Source organism: Alkalihalobacillus alcalophilus ATCC 27647 = CGMCC 1.3604, from assembly GCF_000292245.2.
GTDB lineage: Bacteria > Bacillota > Bacilli > Bacillales > Bacillaceae_D > Alkalihalobacillus > Alkalihalobacillus alcalophilus.
Map to the genome: position 1 here is coordinate 1 of NZ_ALPT02000012.1, position 20,983 is coordinate 20,983.

27 protein-coding genes and 1 pseudogene are annotated in these 20,983 nt (G+C 38.5%); 5 read left to right on the top strand and 23 right to left on the bottom strand.

Annotated elements, in window-relative coordinates; genetic code table 11:
• Positions 1-306: 306 nt before the first annotated feature.
• Positions 307-534, bottom strand: coding sequence for a hypothetical protein (locus BALCAV_RS04645; protein WP_040323619.1), 228 nt, complete (start codon positions 532-534; stop codon positions 307-309).
• 159 nt (positions 535-693) lie between these two features.
• Here BALCAV_RS04645 and pdaB point away from each other — a divergent pair, with 159 nt between their 5' ends.
• Complete coding sequence (gene pdaB, locus BALCAV_RS04650) at positions 694-1,455, top strand: polysaccharide deacetylase family sporulation protein PdaB (RefSeq protein ID WP_003320444.1); 762 nt, start codon at positions 694-696, stop codon at positions 1,453-1,455.
• Between the two features lie 131 nt (positions 1,456-1,586).
• Here the strand turns inward: pdaB and BALCAV_RS04655 are convergent.
• Positions 1,587-2,167: pseudogene (locus BALCAV_RS04655) on the bottom strand (KinB-signaling pathway activation protein); the annotation flags it as partial.
• Positions 2,168-2,313: 146 nt separating this feature from the next.
• Here BALCAV_RS04655 and gerD point away from each other — a divergent pair.
• Positions 2,314-2,925: a spore germination lipoprotein GerD gene (gerD, locus tag BALCAV_RS04660; RefSeq protein ID WP_003320447.1), complete on the top strand. Its 612-nt coding sequence runs from the start codon at positions 2,314-2,316 to the stop codon at positions 2,923-2,925.
• 126 nt (positions 2,926-3,051) lie between these two features.
• Here the strand turns inward: gerD and BALCAV_RS04665 are convergent, their stop codons facing one another.
• From BALCAV_RS04665 to BALCAV_RS04695, 7 genes are all read right to left on the bottom strand, one after another.
• Positions 3,052-4,107, bottom strand: a complete 1,056-nt coding sequence (locus BALCAV_RS04665; protein WP_003320448.1) for an Mrp/NBP35 family ATP-binding protein — start codon at positions 4,105-4,107, stop codon at positions 3,052-3,054.
• Positions 4,108-4,396: 289 nt separating this feature from the next.
• A complete protein-coding gene (gene cwlD, locus BALCAV_RS04670; protein WP_003320449.1) occupies positions 4,397-5,125 on the bottom strand; it encodes an N-acetylmuramoyl-L-alanine amidase CwlD in 729 nt (242 codons plus the stop codon).
• 74 nt (positions 5,126-5,199) lie between these two features.
• A complete protein-coding gene (locus tag BALCAV_RS04675; protein WP_003320450.1) occupies positions 5,200-5,643 on the bottom strand; it encodes a DUF2521 family protein in 444 nt (147 codons plus the stop codon).
• 175 nt (positions 5,644-5,818) lie between these two features.
• Complete coding sequence (locus BALCAV_RS04680) at positions 5,819-7,546, bottom strand: ABC transporter permease (RefSeq protein WP_003320451.1); 1,728 nt, start codon at positions 7,544-7,546, stop codon at positions 5,819-5,821.
• Positions 7,543-8,670: an ABC transporter ATP-binding protein gene (locus BALCAV_RS04685; RefSeq protein ID WP_040323621.1), complete on the bottom strand. Its 1,128-nt coding sequence runs from the start codon at positions 8,668-8,670 to the stop codon at positions 7,543-7,545. Before BALCAV_RS04685 ends, BALCAV_RS04680 begins: the two co-directional genes overlap by 4 nt.
• 38 nt (positions 8,671-8,708) lie before the next feature.
• Complete coding sequence (locus BALCAV_RS04690; protein ID WP_003324788.1) at positions 8,709-9,719, bottom strand: ABC transporter substrate-binding protein; 1,011 nt, start codon at positions 9,717-9,719, stop codon at positions 8,709-8,711.
• 279 nt (positions 9,720-9,998) lie between these two features.
• A complete protein-coding gene (locus BALCAV_RS04695; RefSeq protein WP_407920847.1) occupies positions 9,999-10,319 on the bottom strand; it encodes a hypothetical protein in 321 nt (106 codons plus the stop codon).
• Between the two features lie 835 nt (positions 10,320-11,154).
• On the opposite strand from BALCAV_RS04695, the gene BALCAV_RS23035 reads away from it, so the two are divergent.
• Positions 11,155-11,283, top strand: a complete 129-nt coding sequence (locus BALCAV_RS23035) for a hypothetical protein (RefSeq protein WP_268746791.1) — start codon at positions 11,155-11,157, stop codon at positions 11,281-11,283.
• A gap of 16 nt (positions 11,284-11,299) precedes the next feature.
• Positions 11,300-11,797 (top strand): DUF4279 domain-containing protein, encoded by a 498-nt coding sequence (locus BALCAV_RS04705; protein ID WP_268746792.1) that lies wholly within the window; start codon positions 11,300-11,302, stop codon positions 11,795-11,797.
• 58 nt (positions 11,798-11,855) lie between these two features.
• Here BALCAV_RS04705 and BALCAV_RS04710 read toward each other — a convergent pair whose 3' ends face one another.
• Positions 11,856-12,197, bottom strand: a complete 342-nt coding sequence (locus tag BALCAV_RS04710; protein WP_040323625.1) for a hypothetical protein — start codon at positions 12,195-12,197, stop codon at positions 11,856-11,858.
• A 187-nt stretch (positions 12,198-12,384) separates the two neighbouring features.
• On the opposite strand from BALCAV_RS04710, the gene BALCAV_RS04715 reads away from it, so the two are divergent.
• The gene (locus BALCAV_RS04715) at positions 12,385-12,903 is read left to right on the top strand and encodes a hypothetical protein (protein WP_003324872.1); all 519 of its coding nucleotides are present in this window, start codon (positions 12,385-12,387) and stop codon (positions 12,901-12,903) included.
• A gap of 61 nt (positions 12,904-12,964) precedes the next feature.
• On the opposite strand, the gene BALCAV_RS04720 is transcribed toward BALCAV_RS04715, so the two are convergent.
• The 13 genes from BALCAV_RS04720 to infA form a co-directional block, all read right to left on the bottom strand.
• The gene (locus tag BALCAV_RS04720; RefSeq protein ID WP_040323627.1) at positions 12,965-13,324 is read right to left on the bottom strand and encodes a hypothetical protein; all 360 of its coding nucleotides are present in this window, start codon (positions 13,322-13,324) and stop codon (positions 12,965-12,967) included.
• A gap of 411 nt (positions 13,325-13,735) precedes the next feature.
• The gene (gene rpsI, locus BALCAV_RS04725) at positions 13,736-14,128 is read right to left on the bottom strand and encodes a 30S ribosomal protein S9 (protein ID WP_003322648.1); all 393 of its coding nucleotides are present in this window, start codon (positions 14,126-14,128) and stop codon (positions 13,736-13,738) included.
• 20 nt (positions 14,129-14,148) lie between these two features.
• Entirely contained in the window at positions 14,149-14,586 is a 438-nt protein-coding gene (rplM, locus tag BALCAV_RS04730; RefSeq protein ID WP_003322647.1) for a 50S ribosomal protein L13, read from the bottom strand.
• Between the two features lie 193 nt (positions 14,587-14,779).
• Complete coding sequence (truA, locus tag BALCAV_RS04735) at positions 14,780-15,535, bottom strand: tRNA pseudouridine(38-40) synthase TruA (RefSeq protein WP_003322646.1); 756 nt, start codon at positions 15,533-15,535, stop codon at positions 14,780-14,782.
• A 13-nt stretch (positions 15,536-15,548) separates the two neighbouring features.
• Positions 15,549-16,349 carry an energy-coupling factor transporter transmembrane component T family protein gene (locus BALCAV_RS04740; RefSeq protein ID WP_003322645.1) on the bottom strand — a complete coding sequence of 267 codons (801 nt, stop codon included), beginning with the start codon at positions 16,347-16,349 and terminating at the stop codon, positions 15,549-15,551.
• On the bottom strand, positions 16,349-17,218 hold the full coding sequence (locus BALCAV_RS04745) for an energy-coupling factor ABC transporter ATP-binding protein (RefSeq protein WP_003322644.1): 870 nt from the start codon (positions 17,216-17,218) through the stop codon (positions 16,349-16,351). Before BALCAV_RS04745 ends, BALCAV_RS04740 begins: the two co-directional genes overlap by 1 nt.
• Positions 17,194-18,030, bottom strand: a complete 837-nt coding sequence (locus BALCAV_RS04750) for an energy-coupling factor transporter ATPase (protein WP_003322643.1) — start codon at positions 18,028-18,030, stop codon at positions 17,194-17,196. The genes BALCAV_RS04745 and BALCAV_RS04750 overlap by 25 nt, the downstream gene beginning before the upstream one ends.
• A gap of 141 nt (positions 18,031-18,171) precedes the next feature.
• The gene (gene rplQ, locus BALCAV_RS04755; RefSeq protein WP_003322642.1) at positions 18,172-18,534 is read right to left on the bottom strand and encodes a 50S ribosomal protein L17; all 363 of its coding nucleotides are present in this window, start codon (positions 18,532-18,534) and stop codon (positions 18,172-18,174) included.
• Positions 18,535-18,623: 89 nt separating this feature from the next.
• Positions 18,624-19,568: a DNA-directed RNA polymerase subunit alpha gene (locus tag BALCAV_RS04760; RefSeq protein ID WP_003322641.1), complete on the bottom strand. Its 945-nt coding sequence runs from the start codon at positions 19,566-19,568 to the stop codon at positions 18,624-18,626.
• A gap of 168 nt (positions 19,569-19,736) precedes the next feature.
• Entirely contained in the window at positions 19,737-20,129 is a 393-nt protein-coding gene (rpsK, locus tag BALCAV_RS04765; RefSeq protein WP_003322640.1) for a 30S ribosomal protein S11, read from the bottom strand.
• Between the two features lie 21 nt (positions 20,130-20,150).
• A complete protein-coding gene (gene rpsM / locus BALCAV_RS04770) occupies positions 20,151-20,516 on the bottom strand; it encodes a 30S ribosomal protein S13 (RefSeq protein WP_003322639.1) in 366 nt (121 codons plus the stop codon).
• 19 nt (positions 20,517-20,535) lie between these two features.
• Complete coding sequence (gene rpmJ, locus BALCAV_RS04775) at positions 20,536-20,649, bottom strand: 50S ribosomal protein L36 (protein WP_003322638.1); 114 nt, start codon at positions 20,647-20,649, stop codon at positions 20,536-20,538.
• Positions 20,650-20,750: 101 nt separating this feature from the next.
• Entirely contained in the window at positions 20,751-20,969 is a 219-nt protein-coding gene (infA, locus tag BALCAV_RS04780; RefSeq protein ID WP_003322635.1) for a translation initiation factor IF-1, read from the bottom strand.
• Between the last annotated feature and the right edge of the window lie 14 nt (positions 20,970-20,983).

Genomic DNA, 20,983 nt, shown 5'->3' on the forward strand with positions numbered 1-20,983 from the left:
AACTTGTTTCGCCCGATTGGCGACTTTTAAATCTTAACAAACAGCAATTTGTTTGTCAACATCTTTTTTAATTTGTTTCGCGTCCTCTTTGGGACAAGAATTAATATACCATCCCCAGAGAGTGACTGCAACACTTTTTTCAAAAAAACTTAAATTAATTTTTAACCCACCTCCCCTAAGCTCCCTTCTAACAAAATTAATATAGAAAGTAAAAAAGAAAACTTAGTTTGTCTAACCACCACGTTTTCTTCATTACTTCATCCTTTTTAATTCGCTCCATAAACAGATTAACCATTCATTAGTTAATTATTGATACTCTCTTTTCGCACGAGGCAAAGCATACTTTATTCTATCTGCGGGAGAGACAAATCGTTTATATATCCCGTAAACAATATCATATTTTTCGACCATTGCTCCTTTGACCACATTATCAATCCGTGGGTCTGTTAAATCTAACAATATTTCTTCTAGTTCACGCTTTAATAAATACTCAACTTCTTGTACTTCTTTAGACGTAAGTAGAAAACCCAACATAACCGACACCTCAACTCGACTTTTAGTAACTGAACAACTCCCATTTTTTAAGTAAAAAATGGTATCCTTACAATTCTTTTCTTTCTAACGAACTTTTATTCATATCTTGTCCCCTTTTTGAATAAAGATATTTTAGGGAAAAAGTGAGGGGGAGTAAGAATGAATCTCTTTTGGGTATTTCATGCTAAACGATTAAAGTCTTTATCAATCATTGTTCTTACTGCATTTATGGCGGCTGTCTTTTTGTATGTTGAACGCACTCAATTACCTGTTTTTTCAACACCTGAGGGTCCACAAGCCTTTTACCGAGCAGAAATTGAACAGAAGGAAGTCGCTTTAACTTTCAACATTAGTTGGGGGGAGCAGCGTGTAAGTCCTATTTTAGAAATCTTAGAGGAAGAAGGGGTCAAGGAAGCGACTTTCTTTGTGTCAGCTTCATGGGCTGAGCGTTACCCCGACTTAGTCAAACAGATTATCGAAAAAGGTCATATGCTTGGCAGCCATGGATATCAATACAAAAATTATACAAGTTGGGAAGACGAAAAGGTCACTAAGGATATCCAAACAAGTCAACGTGTCTTAACTGATTTAGCTGGTAAATCACCACATTTATTAAGACCACCTAATGGAGATTTTGATAAAAGGATACTTAATATAGCAGACGAACAAGGATTGAGCATCATTCATTGGAGCATCGATTCAAAGGATTATACAAACCCTGGAGTTGAGACGATTGTTTCAAATGTTTTAGACGAAACAACGGCCGGAGATATTCTCCTCTTCCATGCTTCTGATTCTGTTAAACAAACACATGAAGCTTTACCGATTGTAATTAAAGAGCTAAAGGATAAAGGTTTTCAATTTATTTCAGTAGACCAGATGATGGAGAACGCCAAAACATCTAGTGAAGAAATTAAATAAGAACACTTTTGGTGTATAAGAAAAAAGGTCAAGCTACTATTTAGCTCGACCTTTTTTCTTTTTTTATTTTTGGTTTTATTCGTTACGACAGGTTCAGAATTAGGATTTCCTAATTTACTTTTGCCATCATCTTTATTTTGCAGGCGGTGCAAAACTAAAATTTGCCACGTGTTTGCGGCAATCAATGGCGTAAAGTACATCCAAAGCCATTTAGGGTCATTATTAGTCAATGCTGGCACCCATTCGATCGTCGTTACGACGAAAATGAAAAATAATGCCGGAATAAATGCCCCTTTATTCGTTTCTTTTGCTTTAATATAAGCAACTAACAAACTGAAAAGTAAAAAGATAATCGGCATAATCATATAATGGAAAATTGTTTCTCCACCTTCAGCAAAAGCCAGATATCTAAAATAAATTAAATCAAAAAAGACAAAAGCAATTAGAACTACTTGAATCCAGTTCCAAAGCCTCGCTGTTTTAAATAACCCCAATCCAAATCGATGGACCGTTAAATATGCGAAAAAACCCATTTGAGCAATTAAACTAAATGCTGCGGTTATTCCAATAATCCAAAGGATCCCGAAAAAGAAATTCGCGAAGCCCTCTCCAAAAAGAACATCGTAATCAAAATAAATTCCGACGAGCGTACCACTTATACTACCTACCAATAAGGTGGAAAAAAATAGTAAACAACTTTTCTACTATTCACGACGCTTTCCTCCATCTTTCCTAAAAACCTACAAACTAATTGTAACAAAATATAAAAGCTAATTACCACTTTATCTTATTCCTCATGCATAAAATTCAAGAAAATGTCTCAAATTAATGACAAAATGAATGAAAGGAGCAACAAGTATGAAAGCCCTTCAAAAATTGCTTGTTCTCTGTTTACTAGCTACCCTCCTATCCGCTTGTGCTGCCGCTCAAGAAAATGGCAGTAATGCCGACTATGACAACATGAAAAAAATGATGGTCGACATGCTTAAAACCGATGAGGGGAAACAAGCGATACACGAAATAATGACAGAAGAAGAGGTTCGACATGATCTCGTAATGGATAACCTTTTTGTCAAGCAAACCGTTCAACAAACATTAACATCTGAGCAAGGAAAGAAATATTGGCAAGAACTTATGCAAGAACCCGAATTTGCGAAAACTTTTGCAGAAACGATGCAATCCGAAAATGAAAAAATCCTAAAACGTTTAATGAAGGATCCTGAGTATCAAGCAATGATGATCGCCATTTTTACTGATAAAGAAGTAGAGGATTCGATTCTTGAACTTTTAAAATCAAAAGAATACCGTGAGCAACAGATGACCGTCATGGCAGAAGCCTTTGAGAGCCCTTATTTTATCGCAAAAGTCAACAACATCCTCTCAAAAGTGACCGAAGAGCAATTAGAAAAACAAGATGAATCTGGTGGTGACAGTGGCTCTGGAGAAAACGGCGAAGAATCTGGTGGATAAGGGGGAGAGTAAAGTAGCCATTAGTCCACCACTTCCATAACAAACGAACAACTTATATCGCCCGTACAAAAAGGCATAACAAAAACCATAGAGAGCAAGACGCTATCATCTATGGTTTTTGAGCTTTTATTTAACCGTTTTACCGATAACCTTTTTCGCAATTTCCATATAGATTGAACCAATACGACTCTCTTCCTCATAAATCGATGGCGCAAAGTCTTTTTCATCAATCTCAGGTTGTCCGAGTGGGATTTGTCCAAGCAAATCGCACTTCAACTCTTCCGCTAGTCGTTCTCCACCACCACGACCAAATACATATTCCTTCTCGCCTGTTTTTTGACTTTCATAATAAGACATGTTCTCGACTACACCAATGATTTCATGGTGGGTCTTAATCGCCATAGCTCCTGCTCGAGCGGCAACAAAAGCAGCTGTAGCATGTGGTGTACTCACTAAAATCTCCTTAGAATGTGGCAACATCGTATGAATATCTAACGCCACATCACCTGTACCAGGAGGCAAGTCTAAAATTAAATAATCTAATTCTCCCCATTCAACATCGGCGAAAAATTGATTAATCATCTTTCCCAGCATTGGACCTCTCCAAATCACAGGAGCGTTATTTTCAACAAAGAAGCCCATTGATATCACTTTGACTCCAAAACGCTCGACTGGATAAATACGATCCGCCTTTACTTGCGGACGTTCTTCAATTCCCATCATATCAGGAACACTAAACCCATAAATATCAGCATCAATAATTCCAACCCGTTTGCCTAATCGAACAAGCGAGGTTGCTAAATTGACGGATACCGTTGATTTTCCAACTCCACCTTTACCACTTGTAACGGCTATAAATGTTGTTGGGCTATCAGGGTCAAGGAGTGCCGGACCTTCGAACTTAGGTTTCGGGAATCCACCCGCCGCTTCGATTTCCTCTTCTGTTAATTGGTCAAAACGAAGCCCGACTGAAGAAGCTCCTTCACCTTTGATGACATTCACAACTTCTTGTTGAACCTCTAATTGTGAACCAGAACCCATTCGAGATAAAGCGATTTTAACCCTGACTTTATCATCATTTATTTTAATTTCACGAATTCCACCTGTTTCGCTAATGCTTTTATTTAAGTCTCGATCCTTTACTCGACTTAACGCTTCTCTTACCTTTGCTTCTGTCAACACAACTAACACCATCCTTCTCCCATACTTCATTCGACCTTTCTAGTATAGCATACAGAAGGATTGGTCCGTAAACGCTTGCACTTTAAAAAGTTCAATTAATTTGGCCAACTTGAACGCCCTTCTCAGACAGCAACCGTTCTCATACAGCGAGACTAAATTAACAAAGTTAGAGAAAAAAACAAAAAGAAGCCTACGGAATGTCCGGAGACCCCTACGGATATGCAGCTAACAGCGTAGAACAAATAGTCAATTCTAAAGAAATCATTCAAATTTCTCATCAAGGTTTTCGTTACTGCTCAGGAACTTTTTCATCTGTATAAAAACGAAGCACTCCTTGATAAATCGAAGCCGCGACTTTCTCCTGATATTTTTCCTTTGTCAGCAATTGGGCTTCTTCCTCATTCGATAAGAAACCAGCTTCCACAAGAGCACCAGGTATTTCGGCGTTCTTTAATAAATATACATTATGAATTGGTTTTGCGACCCTTGTCGTATTCTCTAAATTCCTCGTCAGTTCATTTTGCACAAACTTGGCCAACTCTTCATTTCCTGCAATCGCTCGTTGATAAAAAACTTGAGCACCACTCCACTTTGGTGACGGGATCGCATTTAAATGAATACTCACAAACAAATCAGCATCCGATTCATTAATAATGTCTACTCTTCGTTTTAAATCCTCTTGTTTCCTTTTTCTAACTTTTGTCGTATCCTCACTCGCTAGGTCGACATCTTCTTCTCTTGTCATTAACACGAGAGCACCAGCTTCTTGTAAATAATCGCGTAAGGATAAACTAATCTCTAATGAAATATCTTTTTCAAGTGCCCCATCTTTAGAAGTAGCACCTCCATCTATTCCCCCATGTCCAGGGTCGACAATAATCACTTTTCCTGATAATGGAAGATTCCAGGTGGACCATGAATCATTGCTTATAAATTGAAATTGAATAATAAAAAGGAGAGCGACAATCCCGATCGCAAATGCGGCTCCTTTTAGCCAATTTTTCACCGACTCCTTCAACACAATTCCCTCCTGTCCCTTTCCTTATATGTATATTGGGACAAGGCGAATAATATGAGAGCCTTTTTAAACTTTTAGTGCAATTTCATTCGATACCTCTTTTTCCCCTCTTGTAAGCCTCGATCCCACCAGTAATCAATAAAGGCATCCGAGGCAATCGATAAGGATTCTTCATGAGCATATCCACTCGTATCAAACCAGCCATACAAAATATGGAATAATGAGTGTGATAACTCTTGTAACTCTAATTCACAGCGTCTTTTTACCTCTTCATCTGTTTCACCTAAATAACAAATTCGACTAAATTCAGCCCCAATTAAATACGCATCAATCCCTAAATCCATCACCGGATCAAGTAAAAATGGATTCACTAAAAATTGAAACGGCATAATCGGACGAAAATGCTGCTCAACATGTTTTTTTAACCCTTTAATCGATAAATGCCTCAAAATTCCCCGCTCAAAACGCCACTGCTTCTGCCTTCTTTTATCCGACAAATTCGTAATAACAGTAGTCACTCTCACCACTCCCCTCACTGCTTTTTTTATAGTATGAGGAGCAAACATTTGACTCATGCAATGGTTTATTTTCCGATAATCACCAACATAATTTCCATATAATTGGGAAATGATAAAAAAACCTGATATTCGTCCTTCTTAAGAACAAATAACAGGTCATTGTCATAGCACCTACTTAATACAAGGAATTTTTCGTCATTTTATTGGCGATAAACTGTAAGATTAGCACAATGACAATAATTAAAATTGCCATAGCTGAAGCCGTATACACCTCTCCACGTAATAAATTCTGGAAGACGACAAGACTCATCGGAGCCCAATCAGATGGAGCCATCAAAATGGTCACACTCGTTTCCTTAATAACCGTCACAAACACTAATATCGAACCGGCTGCAATCCCTGGTAACATCAAGGGCCCAACAACCGTCATTATCGCCATTAACTTCGAAGCGCCAAGATTGACCGATGCTTCTTCAATATCTGGTTTAATCGACATCATCGTTCCCATCGTCGAACGAATCATATAAGGCATCCGCCTAATGGCATAAGCAATTATTAATAAAGTCGCCGTCCCTGTTAATTGTAAGGGAGCCGTGTTAAACGTTTGAATATAAGCAATACCTAAGGCAATACCTGGAACGATTAATGGAATAGATGAAATGAAGTCTAGTTTCACCGCGTTTTGCCTAACAACAAAATAAGAGATGAGTGTCGAAACAATGACACTGACGACTAAGGCCCCAACGGCCAAAACGATACTATTCATAATGTTACTTGTTGAACGACTAAAAATCGTTTGATAATGATTCAATGTATAACCACGCGGTAATAAATCGGCTCCCCAGGTTGTTGCAAAGGATTGTAATCCAACCGATAAAACAGCAAGTAAAGGGATTAATACTACTAAACCCGTATAAATCGCTAAACCAGTTGTCACCCATTTGTTATCATTTAACTTCATTTGTTTTGGCTTACCCGATAACGTGCCATAATTCTTGCCTTTTGTGACAAGACGCTGCAACCAAAAGAAGAAAGCCGCTACAATAACCATGACGACCGTTAAAATCGATGCACCAGCCCAATTAAAAAAGCCAGAAATTTCACGATAAGCCTCGACAACGATTAAGTTTAAACCGTCAGGAGCTAAAATGATCGGCGTTCCAAAGTCCGAGAAACTTACTGTAAAAATTAATAAAGCACTCGAGATGATCCCTGGAATCGCCAAAGGAAATGTAACAAAGGCCATTGTAATCCAATTTTTTGCTCCTAAATTTTGCGAAGCTTCTTCTAATGAAACATCGCTCAATCTAAAAGCAGCAACCATTGGCCAAAGAGCAAATGGGAAGAAAAAAAAGATTTGGACGAGCACGATTCCCATCATTGAGTAAACATTAAATAAACTTCCATCCCCACCTAATGATTGATATAAGGCCGTTACCCAACCCGTACGTCCGAACATAATAATAAAACCAGCAGCCGAAATGAATGTTGGAACGATGATTGGTAATGTACATAAAGCCGCATAAAATTTCTTTAACGGCATCGTCGTCCGAGCAAAACCATAAGCTATCGGCAAACAAATGAGAATCACAAGAGTAGAAACACCTAACGAAAGCATCAAGCTGTTCAACAGGGCATTAGAGTATGTCCCTCCAGCCAGTAACTTCTCATAATGTTCAAAGGAAGCACCAGCCAGTCTTTCGAGATTTATTTTGAAAATCTCTGGGTTAACAAGCGAGCCTAAAATATTAACGGGTTGTCCGGTAAAACTAACAAGGAACACGGAGAATAATGGCAAAACGAGAAATAGAGCAAAAAAAGCAATGACGACCCATTTCATTAAGGATAAACTATCAAATCTTGAGAAGAACGACCCTTTAGAAGAGTGGCGTTTTTTACTCATATTAATAACACCCTCTCTGGATCAACAGTAACTTTTACATCCTCTCCATTCGTTAGCACACGCTCTCCAGGAACATAGATTTTCTCGATTCCTACTTCGTGTGCACCGACTTTTACATCATAACGAATGTTTGGTCCTAAGTAAGTATGCATAAGCACCTTACCTTCTATAATATTTACATGATTTATTTCAGTATCTTTGTGGTAGACATTCATACCTTCTGGACGAATTAATACGTTCATATCATTGGCTTCCTTAGAAAAGCCGGATCGCAAGACAAATCCATCTATTTGAATGACACTTCCTGTTGTCGTTCTTTCGACAATCGTTCCCTGGAATAGATTCGATGAACCGACAAAATCAGCAACAAATGGATTCACTGGATGACTATATAGTTCAGTTGGTGTCGCATTTTGAATAATTTCACCGTCCTTCATAACAGCGACACGGTCGGCCATACTCATTGCTTCTTCCTGATCATGGGTCACAAAAATCGTCGTAATCCCGACATCTTGTTGGATTCTTCTAATCGTCGTTCGCATCGTATTTCTTAACTTTTTATCTAAGTTGGATAACGGCTCATCCATTAATAAAACAGATGGCTCCATCACAAGCGCTCTAGCTAAAGCAACACGCTGCTGCTGTCCACCAGATAATTCACTCGTGCCCCGCTCGGCTAAATGACCTAACTCTACATAATCAAGTGCTTCCGAAACTTTGTTCACTATATGTTTCGGTGGTTTCGCTAAACGTCTACTAAGTAAGCGGGCAAAACTACTGACTTTTGTGCCAAATCCACCTTGATAAAAGTCGCGAATCGTTAACCCATAAGCCACATTTTCAAAAACATTATAATGTGGAAATAAGGCATAACTTTGGAACACCATTCCACAATTTCGTTTATTAGCAGGAACATGATTGACCACTTGTCCATTAATAAAAATCTCACCAGATGTTGGTGTTTCAAATCCAGCGATACAACGCATCGTAGTCGTTTTTCCACACCCCGAAGGGCCAAGAAGGGCAAAAAATTCCCCTTCTTTAATGTCAATGTTTACATGATTTAACGCGGTAACATCGTTGTTATATTTTTTGATTAGATTGTTTACCACTACACCACTCATAAAATTGCCCTCCTAGATTCACTTTCCAACCAATCGACTTATTGATATCGTTCTCTCCATTCATTTCGAATGCGATCATAGTTGTCTACAACCCAGTCAATATCTAAATCCATCGCATGATCTTTTAAACTCTCCAGCGTTAACGGAGATTTCCCTTCAACCTCTGGATCGATAGGAATATGAAACCAATCAGCTTTAATTTGTTGCCCTTCTGTCGACAGCATAAAATCGATAAACTGCTGTGCCCCTTCTGGATTTGGACCATTTTCAATAATCGCGACAGGGTTCACGAGTACGGGTGTGTTTTCAGGAATATGGAAGTCCACCGACTCGCCACGATCCTTCATTTGATACGCCATAAAATCAAACCCGACACCGATAGACGCTTCCCCCGTCGAGGCGGCTTGGGCAGGTGCACCACCAGAGTCAGGGAAACTACTTACATTCTCAACTAATGCATCAAAGTACTCCCAACCAGCCTCTTCGCCTTTGTCCATTAACTGACTTAAGACAAGCAAAGTAGCTGTACCAGATGCGGCCGGATTTGGAATTTGAATTTCTCCTGCCCACTTCTCATCTAGTAACTCATCCCATGTTTGTGGCAGTTCGGCTTCATCAACTAAATCGGTATTATAAATTAACCCGAGAACAAATACTTCAAGTCCAACCCAACGATAATCTTCATGTCTCATTTTAATTCCGTCTTGATAAACGTCCCACTCTTTGGCAAGTTCAGGTGTATAAGCTCCGATGAAACCCCTTTCAATCGCAGATTCAAAAGGTAAAATGCCGCCCCCACCATACCAAACGTCCGCTTGCGGGTTATCCATTTCAGCAATCATTTGATTTACTAATACATTTGTCCCTGCATAGTTAACATTGACCGGTATTCCCGTTTCTGCTTCAAATGCTTCAGCAATTTCACGTGTCATATCTGGTGTTTCCGGTGAATATAACGAAACCGCTCCACCTTCAGCATCTGAGTTACCACAAGCAACTAAAAGGAATACTACCGTTAATAACATAGCTACCCTAAGAAAACGACTCACTTTAAATCCCCCCTAAATGAATAAAACACTTCTCGTCCATTTTTTTCCCTAAAAAAGAGAAGAGATGTTTCCACCAACAAATAAACGAATTTGTTGAGGTATTTCTCTTCTGCTTTCTACCATGTATATGTTTTATAGAAATAGAGTTATTCTAGCTATTTTAAAAAGCCGCTAATATAGAGCTTTCGTAATATGCCCTTTTTATCTCTTACTAGCGGATAAGCATTTACCTATTTATTCGCTCAAATATGTTATGAGCTTCTAATTTTAAAAAGTCGCTTAATAAAAACCCGGGTAATATGGATAAGGTGGATAATAAAAAGGTCCAGGTCCATAATACGGATTCAGCAAGGTACCAGCTGCTAAACCGCCTAATAAACCACCAACAAATGGTCCTCCAAATCCAAAACCGAAACCAGGTCCGCCTCCCCAGCCAGGACGACCTCCCCAACCTCCTGGTCTAGGTCTGCCTCCCCAACCGCCAGGACGACGACCGGGACGTCCTCCCCAAGGTCTTCTTACCATTGAATGGTCAACTGAATGAGTAACAGGCATTTGTTGTCCCGTATAAAATGTATGCTCATATTGATTATTCATCATTATTTACCTCCTTTAATATAAAGCGAAGCCAGTTCGCTCAGACGAAACGATTTTTCTCGAGCTTCTAACAGGCTCAGCTGGATGAACTAATGGTAACAGTATATGCATACGTCTAGAATTGTTTTGGGCAGGTAACTAATTTTGAAGAAAAAGAAAAGCTGACATCATTTTTTCTTAATAGGAAAATTGAAAGTACAAGCCAATTAATTGAATAAGGAAAAGCCGATACTCACCTTATCAAAGATAATAACGACCTTTTCTTACATATTACTTATACCCACAGATAAAAAGGTTAGTTAAAATTAGATGCCCTTGCTGACTTACTTTTAGAAGGTGAAGAGGCATGACTGTTAGGGGATTAATAAAATTGGCGGGATAGGCTCAGTATTCGCAGTCTGATTATTCTCTCTACTATACTAATCAGACAATACATATTAAAAACGACATGCTCACATTTTAAGCATGTCGTTTTTTTAATATGTTTTTTTACTTCTAGGGGTAAAGAGTGTATACCCAATAGTAAATAATATCGGGAACCACAAAATAAAACTCAAAGCTTGACTATTAAAGAGTTCATCGCCTCTTATAAAATCAAAAATAGTCTTAAACGTAATAGTTACAAACAACGAAAGTACATAAAGTTTAAGGTGATATATCAAAAAAGCCATAACAACCGCCCCATTTCCTATTTTTGTTAAATATAATTGTACCAAACTCTAATATACAAATATATGGTAAAAAAGGTTATGAAGGTACATTCACTGTGCAAAATAGATAACTTTTGTAGATACATAGGAACAATGGTGGAGGTGGAGGCATAGGAGGAATTAGTATAATGAAAGCACGTCAGGTAAATAAATTCGTAAACGTACTAGAAACAACTGCACATCAGTTTAAAGATTGGTATGTTAAAAATAAAACCCCAAGAAATGACACTATAAAAAGGACTGATAAAACTGAATAAAGATATCATTATTGCGATTAGCTTTTACACCGATTTAAACAAGAACCCCTTTAGTCATTTTAACCCTGATATTTTAACAAAAGGATTAAACATTCGACCTGTTCATACTCAAATTTATAAAGATGAATCTAGTGGATTGGAGAATAGAAGTAGATTCCCCGGAAACCCTTGGTGTTCTTCTTGGATTTATCGAGAAGAAGCTATTAATTTTCAAGTCGACTTAGCCGATGATAGCCAACCTAAAGTAGAGCAGCTTTTAGAAAAACTGGATAATAAACTATTCACAGATAAGAATAAATCCTTCATCAAAGAATTTCAAAAAAATTATGAAGTGAATTGCGACCTACTTATTTTCACCTTTGGTTCAGAAACTATTAAAGAGTCTTTTGACATTCCTCACTCTTTATTAAAAAACTTAGTTGACATTAATGCCAAACTGGAAATTAATACCCATAGTAAACCACTCTCTTATTATAAAGAGCTGTATAAGTACCAGAAGCTTTTTGAAATATAGAAAAAGCCGATACTCACCTTATCACAGGTAGTATCAGCTTTCTCTCACAAAATCTATATTACTTATTCTTCCATAGAATATGTTCATTTTTATCTTTTATAAAATCAGGGCTATTGTCGGGAGTTATTTCGAATAGTTCCCCTTCTTCCATAAATTTTTCGTCTTCACTTCCTATTAAATTTATTATTGAAATACACTCGAAAGCAATACCTTGATATTCATAGTACCCCTCTTCATTTTCTGGGTCATCAGAGTCAGGGAAATCACCAGCATTATCTGAATTATAGTCAGTATCATATTTAACAAATAACTTCCTACCATTTTCCCATTCAAGTATTACTTCCAATTTTCTATTCTTTTCATGGAGTGCAAAGAATTTCACGAATTCACTTAATATCATTGGATAGGCCTCCCAGGTACAATATGTGCTCCAAGAACTGATCCTTACCGTTTATATACCTATTGTGACGATGCTTCAGCAACAAACAGTGGCAGAAACGTTGCTATATTGCCTCCCTCTTTTTTGTATAACAATCAATTTATTTACTCATAATACAATATACCAAAGATTAAGGTGTGATCTGATCATGTTACGTATTTTACTTGTGAGCTTCCTGTTATTTACTTCGATTAATTCTAATCATTCTGCTGATAATTTAATCGATTATTATAAAGAAACAGATTTCAAAACCATAGAAGAAGCTATAAAAGATTTTGAACAACAAAAGCAACTTAGCTTAGTTCCACCTAATTACATTCCTTTTAAAGTATCTCACTCTTTCGGGAGATATATTGAAAAAGGAACTTATAAAGGCCAATTACACTTAGAATATATAGATCAGCCTTCTAATAATGTTATTTCTATATTCGTTTCAGATGCATCCCAAGAATTCGCTCCAACAAAAGATGGCTCTGAAGAGATTATAAATAATAAAATACTTACGAAATATAATGTTGTTCAAAACGAGGAAGCAAATATTAGCAATTTAAGTTTTAAGTTGAACGATAAAGCGTTTCTTATTCAGTTTATAACAAATAAAACAAATGAACCAATCGAAAAGGAAAAAATGTTCAAAATTTTTGAGTCCATTATTGACAATAACTAAAACAAACATAAAAGAAAATAGACTTTGCGATATCTGACTGCTACTCTTGGCCACCGATATGCTAAGAGAAGGACTGATTTTTCTTCCATAGTATATTTTCATTTTTATCTTTTATAAGATCAGGGCTATTGTCGGGAGTTATTTCGAATAGTTCCCCTTCTTCCATAAATTTTTCGTCTTCACTTCCTATTAAATTTATTATTGAAATACACCAAAAAGCAATAGCTTGAAATTCATAATACTCCTCTTCATTTTCTGGGTCATCAGAATCAGGGAATCCATCCGCATTATCTGAATTATATTCTGTATCATATTTAACTAATAATTTCCTACCATTTTTCCATTCAAGGATTAATTCCAATTTTCTATTCTTTTCATTCCACGAAAAAAATTTTGCAAATTCACTTAAGTAAATAATCATTGGTTTCGCCTCCTAGGTACAATACATGCTCCAGTATTTGAAGAGTAGGTAGTCCTAATCTTAGTTGGTGTTGCTATACTATCTTTAGAAAACCAAATGTTTTGATTAAAGTTTACACTTGCCAATTCATCATTTAAAGCTTTTTTTCTGCTCATACCGAAGCTGTTTGAATCCAGTCAAAAACAATATTGCCATTAACATCATCAATAAGTGACTCCCTTTTGATTGCTTCACTGTTTAATTTCATTCATTTAATGTATTTCATCTTTTAGTCTAAACATAGGAAATATCACATCTGTTGCCTTTTTATTTCTAACTTACGCGTGTGCAAATCCTGATGCTGTTCAAAGACCTGAGAACATGAAAAAAAACCAACCATAAGCGGTTGGTTTTTTTGTAAAACTGCAAATATTAACGTTTCGAGAACTGAGGTGCACGACGTGCTGCTTTAAGACCGTATTTTTTACGCTCTTTCATACGTGCATCACGAGTTAAGAATCCAGCTGTTTTTAATGCTGGACGGTTGTCTGGGTCTACAGTAAGTAGAGCACGCGCGATACCGTGACGGATCGCACCAGCTTGACCAGTGTAACCACCACCGTTAACGTTAACGTGAATGTCGTATTGACCTTCAACGCCTGTTTCAACTAGTGGTTGCTTAACGATAAGCTTTAAAGTTTCAAGATTAAAATATTCATCCATTTCGCGGCCGTTAATAACTACACGACCATCGCCAGGCAATAGACGTACACGAGCAACCGAGTGCTTACGACGACCAGTACCGTAATATTGTACTTGTGCCAAGATAATACCCTCCCTATCTATTAACCACGAAGTTCGTATGCTTCTGGTTTTTGAGCTTGATGATTGTGTTCGCTACCAGCAAATACATGAAGTTTCATGCCTTGTTTACGACCAAGAGTGTTCTTTGGAAGCATCCCTTTGATTGCAAGTTCAAGCATACGCTCAGGTTTGTTTGCGCGCATGTCGCCAGCTGTTGTTTGTTTTAAACCACCTGGGTGATTTGTGTGACGGTAGTAAATTTTGTCTTTTAATTTATTACCTGTTAATTCGATTTTTGCAGCATTGATGATGATAACGTGATCACCAGTATCAACGTGTGGAGTGAATGTTGGTTTGTGCTTACCACGTAGGATAGAAGCAACCTCTGAAGCTAGACGACCAAGTGTTTGACCTTCTGCATCAACAACATACCACTTACGATCAACTTCATTTGGCTTTGCCATATATGTTGTACGCATGAATTTTACCTCCTAAAAACGCTCGCGTTCATTTCTTTTTTATTTTACTTAAAACCATTGTCTCTTGTAACATTCCGCAACCCGGGGCTAGTGGGTTTTTAGAATTACCATCTAACATCATATAATATCTGAAACCCAATGTCAACACGTTACACACGGCTTCGTTGCTTTTATTCTTATTTTTTTATCCTGTTTAAGAAAATATTGGTTCCGGGTAATTTACTTGATGAAGATACAGTCCATGACCAGGGGCTGTTTTGCCTGCTTTTGTCCGATCGCACCCTTCTATAATCGCCTGAAGCTCATGTGGGTCACGTTTTCCAGTACCCACCTCAAGCAATGTGCCGACCATAATCCGAACCATATTATAAAGGAATCCATCGCCCTCGACGATAAATAATAGCTCATCACCCACATGTTGAAGCTCAAGCCTTGTCACTGTCCTTATTTTGTCGATAACGCTCGTATTAGCCGCACAGAAGGCACTAAAGTCATGTTTGCCTAATATATGTTGTGCCGCTTCTTTTATCGCCTCGATGTCTAACATTTCTGTAAAGTGATAGCAGTGATTTCTTCTAAAAAGATCGCCTTCCTTAGTTAGAAGTATCCGATACCGATATTGTTTGGAGATAGCGGAATAACGAGCATGGAAATCTTTTGAGACTTCTACTGCCTCGATGATACGTATATCAGCAGGTAATAAAGCATTAAGTGCCTTTGCCCAACGGGAGACAGGGATCGCGAGACTCGTCTCAAAATGAAACACTTGTCCCGTTGCATGCACCAGCGAATCGGTTCGCCCCGAAGAATGAATACGAAGCTCCTCGCCTTTATGAATCTTTTTCAAGCTAGCTTCGATTTCCCCTTGGATCGTTCGTTTTCCAGGTTGGACTTGATACCCTGCAAAATAAGTGCCTTCGTAGGCAACTTTACAAGCCATTTTTCTCATTAGAAGTATCTCCTTACATCATTCTTAACCAAATAATCACTATTCCTAAAGCGATACAGCTCAACAGACTAATCGTGTCCCGCCAGCTCCAAACAAGCTCTCTTAATTTCGTACGACCTTCGCCTCCCTGATAGCCTCTCGCCTCCATCGCCAAAGCAAGTTCCTCTGCCCGCTTAAAAGCACTCATAAATAATGGGACTAATAAAGGGATTAATGCTTTAATTCGTTCCTTCCAAGGCCCTGATGTTAAATCAACCCCACGAGCCATTTGAGCCTTTAATATTTTCTCCGCTTCCTGTAAAAAGGTCGGAATAAACCGAAGCGCGATCGAAATCATTAAAGCAAACTCATGAGCAGGCAATCGAACTTTCTTTAACGGCGTTAAAAGCTGTTCTAACCCATCTGTTAGTTGCATCGGACTCGTTGTCAACGTCACGAGAGACGTAATCGCCACAATCGAGATAAGCCGTACCGCGATAAAGGTTCCTTGGTAAAAACCATTTTCATGCACCGATAAAGCTCCTAACTCTAACCATACAGATCCACCTTTTGTCATAAAAAGATGGAGGAGAAACGTAAAAGCGACGAGGATAAAAATGGGTTTCAGTCCTCGATAGAGAAAATAAAACGGAATATGCGATAGCCACATTAAAAAAAGAGCAAAACCAACAAACAAAAGCATTCCATACCAATTGGACGTCAAAAAAACGAGCAACATCAGCAAAAAGGCCGCAATAATTTTCGTTCGCGGGTCAAGTCGATGTAAAAAAGACTCTACCGGCACAAACTGACCAATAATGACATGACTAAACATTAGGGTGACTCCTTTTCACTTAAGTGCCGGTCAATATAAGCGACCACATTATCGAGGTCATAATAAAGTTCATCGTCTGTGAGCGAAAATTTTTCTTTGAAAGCATATAAAAATTCGACTTCCTCTGGCAAGGACAAACCGAAACCTCTTAGCTTATCCACTTGTCGAAAGATTTCATCACGAGTACCAACCATTTCAACTTTTCCTTGATCAAGCACAATAAAATAGTCGGCATAACGGGCGGCGTCTTCCATTTGATGTGTAATCAATATCGTCGTCGTATCATGTTCCTGATGATAACGCGCGAACAAATCAAGCATCGTCTCGCGCCCTTCTGGATCCAGTCCAGCGGTTGGCTCATCTAACACCAAAACCTCTGGCAAACTAACAAGGACCCCCGCTATTGCAACACGTCTCATCTGTCCACCACTTAATTGAAAAGGAGAAGACTCCAACAAACTCTCGTCTAAACCGACTTTCGGTAAAATCTCCATCATTCGTTCCTCTGCCAACTGTTCACTCATGCCAAAGTTTCTCGGTCCAAAACAAATGTCTTTTCTCACCGTCTCTTCAAACAACTGATGCTCAGGGTATTGAAAAACCATTCCGACCTTTTGCCGTAGTGACTTATAATCGGTAAACTTTTCACCTGCTTTTATAACAAATGATCCGACCTGAACCGTGCCTTTAGTTGGTTTTAACAATCCATTTAAATGCTGAATAAAGGTCGATTTCCCTGAGCCTGTATGGCCAATAACCGCTGTAAAAGAGCCAGAAGGAATTTCGACATTAATCTCCTTTAATGCTTTTTTTTCAAAAGGAGTACCAGCCATATAGAGATGCTCTACTTGTTCAAGCTTAATGTCCATAATGCCTCAATCAACTCCTCTTCGGTTAATACAGGTGGATTCACGCTCCGGTCATAGCTTTGTAATTTTTCCTGAAGAGCGACAATAAAGGGAACTCGTAACCCTGCCTTTTGAACAATATTCTTATCTTGAAAAAGAGCAAGAGGGCTTTTGTCAGCAATAATCTTTCCTTTATCAAGCACAATCATTCGCTCTGCTTCTGCTGCTTCTTTCATATCATGGGTAATTGAAATAATCGTGATACCTTGTTCGTTTAACATCCGCATAATTTCAAGTACTTCTTCTCTTCCATTCGGATCAAGCATAGAAGTAGCCTCATCAAAAATAAGGACCTCTGGTTCTAAGGCTAATACACCGCATATCGCCACACGTTGCTTTTGCCCACCTGAAAGGCGATGTGGTTCCATATCCATTAGTTCATGAACACCTATCAACTTGGCATAATGAGCTATCCTCTTAACCATGATTTCACGTGACAATCCTTGGTTTTCTAACCCAAATGCTATATCATCTCTTACCGTTGTCGCCACAAATTGATGCTCAGGATTTTGGAAAATCATTCCGACCTTTTGACGGATCACCCGTAAATCATTAGAATTACTTGTTTGTAAGCCATCAATCAAAATAGCCCCTTCTGTTGGCTGGTTCAGTCCATTCATGAGTCGACCTAGCGTCGATTTACCCGAACCATTCCGACCAACAATCGCTACCCATTCTTTCGCTTCAACTGATAAAGACAATTCGTTAATGGCGGTTTCCTCGCTACCATCATATTGATACGTAACATTGTCAAATAAGATGAGGTGATTCATCTAAAGTCCACCCCCATGCCTTAAGGCAATAGAATATGTTCGTATAACAAAAAAAGGGCTCCACAGTAAGAGCAGCAATTGCTCTCATTCTGTCGTGCCCTAATCGTAAACATTTATAGAGAGCCGTCTAACGTAAAAACGTTAAACAAGCTCAATAATTACCATTGGAGCACCGTCTCCACGACGAGGTCCAAGTTTTAAAATACGAGTATATCCACCTTGACGCTCTTCATAACGAGTTGCGATATCAGAGAAAAGCTTTTGGATTGCATCTTGACCAGACTCTTCATCTGCAACCTCACGACGAATAAATGCTGCCGCTTGACGACGAGCATGTAAATCGCCACGCTTTCCAAGAGTGATCATTTTCTCAACGATTGAACGAAGCTCTTTTGCTTTCGCTTCAGTCGTTTCGATACGCTCATTAATAATAAGGTCAGTAGCTAAGTCGCGAAAAAGTGCTTTACGTCCAGCACTGTCACGGCCTAATTTTGCGTATGCCATAGTTCGTTTCCCTCCCTTAATCAATACTTTCCCCTAAAAGGGAACAAGTATAAAAATCAATTCATGATGTAAATCATAGCTGCCTAAACTTAATCTTCTTTACGAAGACCAAGACCTAGTTCACCAAGCTTCTCTTGAACTTCTTCTAAAGATTTACGTCCAAGATTACGTACTTTCATCATGTCTTCTTCTGTTTTTTGTGTAAGCTCTTGTACTGTGTTAATACCAGCACGTTTTAAACAGTTATAAGAACGAACAGATAAATCAAGCTCTTCAATTGTCATTTCAAGAACTTTTTCTTTCTGATCTTCTTCTTTTTCGACCATGATTTCCGCATTTTGTGCTTGATCCGTTAAACCGACGAAGATGTTAAGGTGTTCTGTTAAAATTTTCGCACCTAAAGAAACTGCTTCTTCAGGTCGAATACTTCCATCAGTCCACACATCAAGAGTAAGTTTGTCATAATTCGTCACTTGACCGACACGAGTATTTTCTACTTGGTAATTTACACGTGATACTGGTGTGTAAATCGAGTCGATCGGAAGAACACCAATTGGTTGATCTTCATTTTTATTTCCTACAGCCAAGACATAACCACGGCCACGTTTGGCTGTTAAACGCATGCGAAGGTTTGCACCTTTTGCTAAGGTAGCAATATATAAGTCAGGGTTCAACACTTCGATATCACTATCATGTGTTAAATCTCCTGCTCTTACTTCGCCTTCACCTTGTACATCAATCTCCAAAGTCTTTTCTTCATCTGAATATATCTTCAGTGCTAGCTTCTTCAGGTTAAGGATGATTGTTGTTACGTCCTCTACAACCCCTTCGATTGTAGAAAACTCATGTAAAACCCCATCAATTTGTACTGAAGTAATCGCCGCACCTGGTAGTGATGATAGAAGAATACGACGTAAGGAGTTTCCTAGAGTTGTACCATACCCACGTTCTAGCGGTTCTACTACAAACTTTCCGTACTTTGCGTCTTCACTAACTTCAACCGTTTCAATAATTGGCTTTTCGATTTCAATCATTAAACAAACCCTCCTTCAAAACGTCGAACTCCGGTAGACTGTTAGGAAAGCCTAACCGGACATCCCATTAGGCAGTTCCCAACCGTTTCACCTTAATTGCCAACTGGATTTTTTTCCGTCTTATCCATTATTGACACATTCAGGAAATCTATACAATGATTGATTCCGTTACACTCTACGACGTTTTGGCGGACGGCAGCCGTTATGTGGAACTGGAGTCACATCTTTGATCATGTTGACTTCTAGTCCGACAGCTTGTAATGAACGAATTGCAGCTTCACGACCCGCGCCAGGACCTTTTACAGATACTTCGATTGTTTTCATGCCGTTTTCCATTGCTGTTTTTGCCGCAGCTTCTGCTGCCATTTGAGCAGCAAATGGAGTTGACTTACGAGAACCTTTGAAGCCTAATGCTCCAGCACTTGCCCATGAAATTGCATTACCGTGCATATCAGTAATCGTCACGATAGTGTTGTTGAATGTTGAACGAATATGTGCAACACCCGATTCAACATTTTTACGTTGACGACGCTTTGGACGAGTATTCGTTTTCTTAGCCATTGCTTATACGACCTCCCTTACTTATTTCTTCTTATTCGCTACAGTACGACGAGGACCTTTACGCGTACGTGCATTGTTTTTAGAATTTTGACCACGAACTGGTAAACTACGACGGTGGCGGATACCACGATACGAACCAATTTCAATTAGACGTTTAATGTTAAGAGAAACTTCACGACGAAGGTCTCCTTCTACTGTGTGTGCTTCCACAGCTTCACGAATGCGACCTAACTCTTCTTCTGTTAAATCACGAACGCGTGTATTTTCTGATACACCAGCTTGTGCAAGAATTTCTGTTGATTTAGCTTTTCCAATTCCGAAGACATACGTTAGTGCAATGACTACACGTTTGTCACGAGGAATATCAACACCAGCAATACGTGCCATTAATTAGCACCTCCTTATATTAACCTTGCTTTTGTTTATGTTTCGGGTTTTCACAAATAACCATAACCGTCCCTTTACGACGGATGACTTTGCACTTTTCACAAATCGGCTTGACAGATGGTCTAACCTTCATTTTTGTTACCTCCTTATGGTACGGAGTGCATGAGATTTAAATTGACTTAAACAGATCGAATTCAAAAACGAACAACGTTTTTTGTTAACGATGAACGCTATTTATTTATAACGATAAGTAATTCGTCCACGAGTTAAATCATAAGGTGAAAGTTCAACAGTCACTTTATCTCCAGGTAAAATTCGAATAAAGTGCATTCTAATTTTTCCCGATACGTGTGCTAAAACTTTATGTCCATTTTCTAACTCTACACGAAACATTGCATTAGGAAGTGGTTCAATTACTGTACCTTCAACTTCAATTACATCTTCTTTCGCCATAGGTATTCACGCTC

What these genes read in the sequence shown, in the direction of transcription:
- BALCAV_RS04645 (WP_040323619.1), bottom strand. Translation starts at nt 534, where the DNA reads ATGTTGGGTTTTCTACTTACGTCTAAAGAAGTACAAGAAGTTGAGTAT.
- pdaB (WP_003320444.1), top strand. Translation starts at nt 694, where the DNA reads ATGAATCTCTTTTGGGTATTTCATGCTAAACGATTAAAGTCTTTATCA.
- gerD (WP_003320447.1), top strand. Translation starts at nt 2,314, where the DNA reads ATGAAAGCCCTTCAAAAATTGCTTGTTCTCTGTTTACTAGCTACCCTC.
- BALCAV_RS04680 (WP_003320451.1), bottom strand. Translation starts at nt 7,546, where the DNA reads ATGAGTAAAAAACGCCACTCTTCTAAAGGGTCGTTCTTCTCAAGATTT.
- BALCAV_RS04685 (WP_040323621.1), bottom strand. Translation starts at nt 8,670, where the DNA reads ATGAGTGGTGTAGTGGTAAACAATCTAATCAAAAAATATAACAACGAT.
- BALCAV_RS04695 (WP_407920847.1), bottom strand. Translation starts at nt 10,319, where the DNA reads ATGATGAATAATCAATATGAGCATACATTTTATACGGGACAACAAATG.
- BALCAV_RS23035 (WP_268746791.1), top strand. Translation starts at nt 11,155, where the DNA reads ATGAAAGCACGTCAGGTAAATAAATTCGTAAACGTACTAGAAACAACT.
- BALCAV_RS04710 (WP_040323625.1), bottom strand. Translation starts at nt 12,197, where the DNA reads ATGATATTAAGTGAATTCGTGAAATTCTTTGCACTCCATGAAAAGAAT.
- BALCAV_RS04715 (WP_003324872.1), top strand. Translation starts at nt 12,385, where the DNA reads ATGTTACGTATTTTACTTGTGAGCTTCCTGTTATTTACTTCGATTAAT.
- BALCAV_RS04720 (WP_040323627.1), bottom strand. Translation starts at nt 13,324, where the DNA reads ATGATTATTTACTTAAGTGAATTTGCAAAATTTTTTTCGTGGAATGAA.
- rplM (WP_003322647.1), bottom strand. Translation starts at nt 14,586, where the DNA reads ATGCGTACAACATATATGGCAAAGCCAAATGAAGTTGATCGTAAGTGG.
- truA (WP_003322646.1), bottom strand. Translation starts at nt 15,535, where the DNA reads ATGAGAAAAATGGCTTGTAAAGTTGCCTACGAAGGCACTTATTTTGCA.
- BALCAV_RS04740 (WP_003322645.1), bottom strand. Translation starts at nt 16,349, where the DNA reads ATGTTTAGTCATGTCATTATTGGTCAGTTTGTGCCGGTAGAGTCTTTT.
- BALCAV_RS04745 (WP_003322644.1), bottom strand. Translation starts at nt 17,218, where the DNA reads ATGGACATTAAGCTTGAACAAGTAGAGCATCTCTATATGGCTGGTACT.
- BALCAV_RS04750 (WP_003322643.1), bottom strand. Translation starts at nt 18,030, where the DNA reads ATGAATCACCTCATCTTATTTGACAATGTTACGTATCAATATGATGGT.
- rplQ (WP_003322642.1), bottom strand. Translation starts at nt 18,534, where the DNA reads ATGGCATACGCAAAATTAGGCCGTGACAGTGCTGGACGTAAAGCACTT.
- BALCAV_RS04760 (WP_003322641.1), bottom strand. Translation starts at nt 19,568, where the DNA reads ATGATTGAAATCGAAAAGCCAATTATTGAAACGGTTGAAGTTAGTGAA.
- rpsK (WP_003322640.1), bottom strand. Translation starts at nt 20,129, where the DNA reads ATGGCTAAGAAAACGAATACTCGTCCAAAGCGTCGTCAACGTAAAAAT.
- rpsM (WP_003322639.1), bottom strand. Translation starts at nt 20,516, where the DNA reads ATGGCACGTATTGCTGGTGTTGATATTCCTCGTGACAAACGTGTAGTC.
- rpmJ (WP_003322638.1), bottom strand. Translation starts at nt 20,649, where the DNA reads ATGAAGGTTAGACCATCTGTCAAGCCGATTTGTGAAAAGTGCAAAGTC.
- infA (WP_003322635.1), bottom strand. Translation starts at nt 20,969, where the DNA reads ATGGCGAAAGAAGATGTAATTGAAGTTGAAGGTACAGTAATTGAACCA.